The organism is Elstera sp. (assembly GCF_044372965.1).
Taxonomy (GTDB): Bacteria; Pseudomonadota; Alphaproteobacteria; order Elsterales; family Elsteraceae; genus Elstera.
In genome coordinates this window covers 1-4985 of record NZ_JBILQX010000224.1, presented here as the reverse complement: position 1 = coordinate 4985, position 4985 = coordinate 1, and the positions used below count along the sequence as shown (strand labels likewise).

6 protein-coding genes are annotated in these 4985 nt (G+C 62.8%); 5 read left to right on the top strand and 1 reads right to left on the bottom strand.

All coding sequences use genetic code 11. From position 1 onward, the window contains the following. Positions 1–82: 82 nt before the first annotated feature. Complete coding sequence (locus ACIQ36_RS18260) at positions 83–484, bottom strand: hypothetical protein (RefSeq protein WP_395831980.1); 402 nt, start codon at positions 482–484, stop codon at positions 83–85. Positions 485–600: 116 nt separating this feature from the next. On the opposite strand from ACIQ36_RS18260, the gene ACIQ36_RS18255 reads away from it, so the two are divergent. From ACIQ36_RS18255 to radA, 5 genes are all read left to right on the top strand, one after another. Beyond that, positions 601–1032, top strand: a complete 432-nt coding sequence (locus ACIQ36_RS18255; protein WP_395831978.1) for an Lrp/AsnC family transcriptional regulator — start codon at positions 601–603, stop codon at positions 1030–1032. Between the two features lie 129 nt (positions 1033–1161). After that, on the top strand, positions 1162–2229 hold the full coding sequence (alr, locus tag ACIQ36_RS18250) for an alanine racemase (RefSeq protein WP_395831976.1): 1068 nt from the start codon (positions 1162–1164) through the stop codon (positions 2227–2229). A gap of 3 nt (positions 2230–2232) precedes the next feature. After that, positions 2233–3006 (top strand): MlaE family ABC transporter permease, encoded by a 774-nt coding sequence (locus ACIQ36_RS18245; protein WP_395831974.1) that lies wholly within the window; start codon positions 2233–2235, stop codon positions 3004–3006. Beyond that, the gene (locus tag ACIQ36_RS18240) at positions 3003–3800 is read left to right on the top strand and encodes an ABC transporter ATP-binding protein (RefSeq protein WP_395831972.1); all 798 of its coding nucleotides are present in this window, start codon (positions 3003–3005) and stop codon (positions 3798–3800) included. The genes ACIQ36_RS18245 and ACIQ36_RS18240 overlap by 4 nt, the downstream gene beginning before the upstream one ends. Beyond that, the coding region (radA, locus tag ACIQ36_RS18235) for a DNA repair protein RadA (protein ID WP_395831970.1) at positions 3800–4985 on the top strand (1186 nt) is incomplete at its 3' end. The genes ACIQ36_RS18240 and radA, both read left to right, overlap by 1 nt.

Here is a 4985-nt window from a genome sequence, read left to right as displayed (position 1 = left end):
CAAGGCTTTAAGGTGATCGTTCAGGCTGAAAAGCGATTGAGGTTCCATCGGTAGGCTCCGAGCGAGGGACCCCATCAGTGAATCACAGCAAAACTGAACGGGCGAGGGTTTTTGCGGGTGTCCAGCTCCCGGAGCTCAGCGCAATTGCCGCGCCGCCGGGCAAACACGCCCCGATCAACAGCGCCTCGGTCGCCCGCCCCGCTCGATAGCCGAAAGCGGCCTCGGCAAACCCGGCAACGCCCCCGGCGGTCGGATAGCGCGCGCCCAGGCGGGCGAAGAGCAGCAACAGCGGCAGGGTCAGCAGGGCATTGATCCACCAGGCATGGATGGCCGCCGCCCCAACGAGACTAACGCCGAGGCCCGGCAGAATTAGCAATCCGCTGCCCACCACCATACTGAGGGCCACGCCGATCCCCTGGAGCGCGCTCAAGCTGGGGCGTAAGCTATTGGCCGCTCCCAACGCCGAAGCCTGATTGATCGACATGCTTTTCTCCTGCCGTGAATGCCGCTATAGGGCAGAAGAATAGCGCCGCAGGCCGCCGGAAATCGTCCCGGCACGATGCCTGTGCGCCCGGCACAATTACGGCAGGATAAGCCCCGATGGACGCGATTGATCGGCAGTTGCTCTCCTTGCTCCGCTCGGACGGGCGCATGCCGACGACGACGCTGGCAAAGCGCGTCGGCCTCGCGCGCTCCAGTGTTCAAGAGCGCTTGGAACGGCTTCAGCGCGACTGGATTATTCGCGGCTTCAGCGTGGTTACGGGTAGCTTCAGCCCCGATGCCGTGCAAGCCTATCTCATGGTCAAAGTGTCGGAAAACTGCGCGCGCCTCCAGGGGCAATTGCGGGCGATCCCAGAAATTCTCACCGCGCACAGCATTACCGGCGAGGATGATCTGTTGATCTACGTCGAAACCGCAACGGCGGAGGGCCTAGCGCGCGTTCGGGATCTTGTAGAAAAAATGCCAAACGTCGTGCGGGTCACAACGTCGCTCGTGCTGAACCGTTGGGTGGACCGCCCCGCCCAAAATTAACGGAAACAAGTGCGCACCGCAGCACAGCGATCTTGCTTTCGAGCGCGCCAATGTTAGGGTTGCGGCAGATTGGGGTGCGGGCGTTCGCCGACCGAATGCACCCTCCGAAAACCCAAATTGGCGGCCCGAATGCCTACCCCTGCGACGCTTCTCACGATTGATCTTGCCGCCCTTGTCAGCAACTGGCGTCTTCTGGCCCGCCAAGCCGCGCACGGGCACTGTGCGGCGGTGGTGAAGGCCGATGGCTATGGCCTGGGCGCGGTCGAGGTGGCCGCAGCGCTCCTGGCCGCCGGCTGCACACAGTTTTTCGTTGCCCATCTTGCCGAAGCCATTGCTTTGCGGACGGGATTGAAGACGCGGTTTCCCGACCAACGCCCGAGCATTGGCGTGCTCAATGGGCACTTCCCCGGCGAACAGGCGGAATTTACCGCCCACGATCTTCTCTCGGTTATCAATAGCCCGGCGCAGCTGGCCGATTGGCCCGCCGATGTGCCCGCGATTCTGCAAATCGATACCGGGATGAGCCGCCTCGGGCTGGAAGCCTTGGAGTTCGAGGCGCTGCTGCCCGAGGTGCGCCGCCGCCCCTTCACGCTGCTGATGAGCCATTTTGCGTGTGCCGACGCGCCGGATCATCCGTTGAACCGCCAGCAAATCGAGCAGTTCGGCGCGGCCCTGCGGCAATTGCCGGGGCTTCCGGGAAGCCTTGCCGCCTCCTCGGGGATTTTCCTGGGGGCGGAGGCGCATTTCGACCTGCTGCGCCCCGGTTATGCGCTTTATGGCGGCAATCCAACGCCCGGCAGACCGAACCCGATGGCGGCGGTGGTGCGGCTCTCGACCCCCATTCTGCAAATCCGTGACATTCCGGCGGGCCGTGCGGTCGGCTATAGCGCGCGTTGGGTTTCGAAAACCCCGAGCCGGATTGCCACCGTCCCCTATGGCTATGCCGACGGCTTGCCGCGCGTCACCGAGGGCGCGATCTTTCACCTAAATGGGCAGCCGGTCCCCGTCGTCGGGCGCGTGTCGATGGATTTGATCACCTTGGACGTGACCGGCATCGCCGCAGCGATTCCCGGCGCGGAGGTAGACATTCTTGGCCCGCAGCGCGATATAGACCAGGGCGGGGCCGATGGCGGCACGCTGGGGTATGAAATTCTCACCAGTATCGGACGGCGCGCCACGCGCCGCTATGGAACCTAACGCATGCCGCTGCTAAGCCCCCTGGGTCGGTTTGCCCTCGCTTTTTTCGCGACCACCGGACGGGTGACTCTGTTCGCGCTGGAAGCCGTAAGCCATTGGGTGCGGCCGCCCTTCTATGGCCGCCAGTTTTTGCGGCAGTTCATCGAAATCGCCTATTTCTCGCTCCCCGTCGTGGGGTTGACCACCCTGTTCACCGGCATGGTGCTGGCGCTGCAGGCCTATACCGGTTTTTCGCAGTTCAACGCCGAAAGCACGATCTCCAACCTCGTCGTTCTCGCCATCACCCGCGAACTTGGCCCGGTTATGGCGGGCTTGATGGTCGCGGGGCGCGTTGGCGCGGCGATGGCTGCCGAGCTTGGCACAATGCGCGTGACCGAACAGATCGACGCGCTTGAAACGCTCTCTACCCCGCCGATGAAGTATCTCGTCGCCCCCCGCTTGCTGGCGGGAACCCTGGCACTGCCGCCGTTGGTAGCCGTTGGCGATATCATCGGCGTTATGGGCGGCTGGCTGATCGGCGAAAATAAGCTTGGCTTCAACGGGGCCGCTTACATTCAATCGACGATGAATTTTCTGAGCTTCGATGATGTTCTGTCGGGGCTCGTGAAAGCTGCCGTCTTCGGCTTCACCGTAACGCTGATGGGGTGCTACCACGGGTTCAATTCCGGGCGCGGGGCGCAGGGCGTGGGCCAAGCGACGACGAACGCGGTCGTCTCGTCCTCCATTCTTATTCTTGTGTTCGATTATCTTCTGACGGAGGCGTTTTTCGCAAAATGAGCGCCGCACCCAATTCGGGGCCGACCCCCGCGAAAATCGCCGTCCGGAATGTCACCAAAAGCTTCGGTCGCAAGCATGTGTTGCGGGGCGCGGACCTGCTGGTCCCCAAAGGTCAGAGCACCGTCATCATCGGCGGCTCCGGGACGGGTAAATCCGTTCTGCTGAAATGCATTCTGGGGCTTATTCAGCCCGATGCCGGATCGATCGAGATCGATGGGGTGAATATCCTCAAAGAGGGTAGCCAATCACGCCGGGATATCCGCCAGAAGATCGGCATGCTGTTCCAAGGCGGCGCGCTGTTCGATAGTCTCAGTGTCTGGGAAAACGTCGCCTTCGGGCTGATGAAGGGCGACCGCATGCCCGCCCGCGAGGCAAAACCCATCGCCATCAAAAAACTCGGCCAAGTCGGCCTTGGCCCCGATGTGGCGGACCTGTTTCCGGCCGAACTCTCTGGCGGCATGCAAAAGCGCGTTGGCCTGGCCCGCGCCATTGCCCGCGAGCCGGAGATTCTGTTTTTCGATGAGCCCACGACCGGGCTCGACCCAATCATGGCGGGCGTTATCAACAATCTCATTCGCCAATGCGTCGCCGATCTTGGGGCCACCGCCGTCACCATCACCCATGATATGACCAGCGTGCGCCATATCGCCGATCAGGTGGCGATGATCTACGAGGGTAAATTCATTTGGTCGGGGCCGATTGGCGCGCTTGAAACCTCGGGCAATGCTTACGTCGATCAATTCATTCACGGGCGAACCGAAGGGCCGATTGCGCTTCAAGTTCGGAGCGCTTGATGGCCCGAGGCACGAGCCAGTTCGTTTGCCAAGCCTGCGGAGCCTTTTACGCTAAATGGCAGGGGCAATGCACCGCCTGCGGCGAGTGGAATACCCTGGTCGAAGAAGCGGCCCCGCCCTCGGTCGGCGGAAAAAAGGGCGCGGCAGTACAGCGGTCGCGCAGTTCGGGCCTCACCTTCGTCGATCTCGGTGGCCTGTCCACGCCCGCGCCGCGTCGCCCGTCGGGCATCGATGAGCTGGACCGCGTGACGGGCGGCGGCATCGTTCCCGGCTCGGCCATTCTTATTGGCGGTGATCCCGGCATTGGTAAATCGACGCTGCTAACGCAGGTGGTCGCCCGCCTCGCCGAAACCGGCAGCCGTTGCGCCTATATCTCCGGCGAAGAGGCGGTGGATCAGGTGCGCTTACGCGCCGCCCGCCTCGGCATCGCCTCCGCCCCCGTCGCCCTCGCCTCGGCCACCGCCCTGCGCGATATTCTCCCGGCGCTTGAGGGCGAGAATCCGCCCGATATCGTTGTAATCGATTCAATCCAGACCATGTATCTGGATGCGCTCGACAGCGCCCCCGGCACGGTGGGGCAAGTGCGCGCCTGCGCCCAAGAGCTGATTCGTGCCGCAAAAAAGCGCGGTTTCGCCCTAATCCTGGTCGGCCATGTCACCAAAGAAGGCGCAATTGCCGGGCCGCGCGTGCTGGAACATATGGTCGATACGGTTCTTTATTTCGAAGGCGAGCGCGGCCATCAGTTTCGAATCTTACGCGCCGTAAAAAACCGTTTCGGGCCGACCGATGAAATCGGTGTGTTCGAGATGACCGATAAAGGCTTGAAGGAGGTTCCCAATCCTTCCGCCCTGTTCCTGGCCGAACGGCGCGACGATGTATCGGGTGCCGCCGTGTTTGCCGGGATGGAAGGCACCCGCCCCGTGCTGGTGGAAATCCAGGCGCTCGTCGCCCCCACCAGCTTCGGCACGCCCCGCCGCGCGGTAGTAGGATGGGATAGCGGACGGCTCGCCATGGTGATGGCGGTGCTGGACGCGCGCTGTGGCCTCAGCATCGGCGCGCAGGATGTTTATCTAAACGTTGCGGGCGGTTTGCGGATTTCGGAGCCCGCCGCCGATCTCGCTGTTGCAGCAGCCCTGGTTTCCGCCTATTCCGGGGAACCTGTGCCGTCCGACATGGTTGTCTTTG